The sequence below is a fragment of the Listeria marthii genome, from assembly GCF_014227425.1.
GTDB lineage: Bacteria > Bacillota > Bacilli > Lactobacillales > Listeriaceae > Listeria > Listeria marthii.
Genome location: NZ_JAASWB010000013.1, coordinates 1 through 1,778 on the forward strand (window position 1 = coordinate 1; position 1,778 = coordinate 1,778).

Here is a 1,778-nt window from a genome sequence, read left to right on the forward strand (position 1 = left end):
TAACCTCTCAAAACTGAACAAATATAGAAGAACGAAAACTCACAGGTTTCCTTTTCCTTAGAAAGGAGGTGATCCAGCCGCACCTTCCGATACGGCTACCTTGTTACGACTTCACCCCAATTATCTGTCCCACCTTCGGCGGCTGGCTCCATAAAGGTTACCCTACCGACTTCGGGTGTTACAAACTCTCGTGGTGTGACGGGCGGTGTGTACAAGGCCCGGGAACGTATTCACCGTGGCATGCTGATCCACGATTACTAGCGATTCCGGCTTCATGTAGGCGAGTTGCAGCCTACAATCCGAACTGAGAATAGTTTTATGGGATTAGCTCCACCTCGCGGCTTCGCGACCCTTTGTACTATCCATTGTAGCACGTGTGTAGCCCAGGTCATAAGGGGCATGATGATTTGACGTCATCCCCACCTTCCTCCGGCTTGCACCGGCAGTCACTTTAGAGTGCCCAACTAAATGCTGGCAACTAAAATTAAGGGTTGCGCTCGTTGCGGGACTTAACCCAACATCTCACGACACGAGCTGACGACAACCATGCACCACCTGTCACTTTGTCCCCGAAGGGAAAGCTCTGTCTCCAGAGTGGTCAAAGGATGTCAAGACCTGGTAAGGTTCTTCGCGTTGCTTCGAATTAAACCACATGCTCCACCGCTTGTGCGGGCCCCCGTCAATTCCTTTGAGTTTCAACCTTGCGGTCGTACTCCCCAGGCGGAGTGCTTAATGCGTTAGCTGCAGCACTAAGGGGCGGAAACCCCCTAACACTTAGCACTCATCGTTTACGGCGTGGACTACCAGGGTATCTAATCCTGTTTGCTCCCCACGCTTTCGCGCCTCAGCGTCAGTTACAGACCAGAGAGTCGCCTTCGCCACTGGTGTTCCTCCACATATCTACGCATTTCACCGCTACACGTGGAATTCCACTCTCCTCTTCTGCACTCCAGTCTTCCAGTTTCCAATGACCCTCCCCGGTTAAGCCGGGGGCTTTCACATCAGACTTAAAAGACCGCCTGCGCGCGCTTTACGCCCAATAAATCCGGACAACGCTTGCCACCTACGTATTACCGCGGCTGCTGGCACGTAGTTAGCCGTGGCTTTCTGGTTAGATACCGTCAAGGGACAAGCAGTTACTCTTATCCTTGTTCTTCTCTAACAACAGTACTTTACGATCCGAAAACCTTCTTCATACACGCGGCGTTGCTCCGTCAGACTTTCGTCCATTGCGGAAGATTCCCTACTGCTGCCTCCCGTAGGAGTCTGGGCCGTGTCTCAGTCCCAGTGTGGCCGATCACCCTCTCAGGTCGGCTATGCATCGTTGCCTTGGTAGGCCATTACCCTACCAACTAGCTAATGCACCGCGGGCCCATCTGTAAGTGATAGCCGAAACCATCTTTCAAAGGCGTGGCATGCGCCACATCTTATTATTCGGTATTAGCCCCGGTTTCCCGGAGTTATCCCCAACTTACAGGCAGGTTGCCCACGTGTTACTCACCCGTCCGCCACTAACATTGGAAGAGCAAGCTCTTCCTCCGTTCGTTCGACTTGCATGTATTAGGCACGCCGCCAGCGTTCGTCCTGAGCCAGGATCAAACTCTCTTTAAAATATAAATTGAATTTGAATACTTATTCAACACCGTGAATAAGATTCCTTGCGTCAAATTGACTTCGCTAGCAATTAAATTACTAGTTTGTTTTGTTGAAAACAGCTTTCTGTTTTCTGCCCTGCGATTACCAGTGAGACTTTACGTCTCATTGCTTTTCGTCTTCTT

The 1,778-nt window shown here is 51.0% G+C and carries 1 rRNA gene; it reads right to left on the reverse strand.

Annotated elements, in window-relative coordinates:
- Positions 1 to 61: 61 nt before the first annotated feature.
- A 16S ribosomal RNA gene (locus tag HCJ55_RS13860) occupies positions 62 to 1,611 on the reverse strand.
- Positions 1,612 to 1,778: the final 167 nt, after the last annotated feature.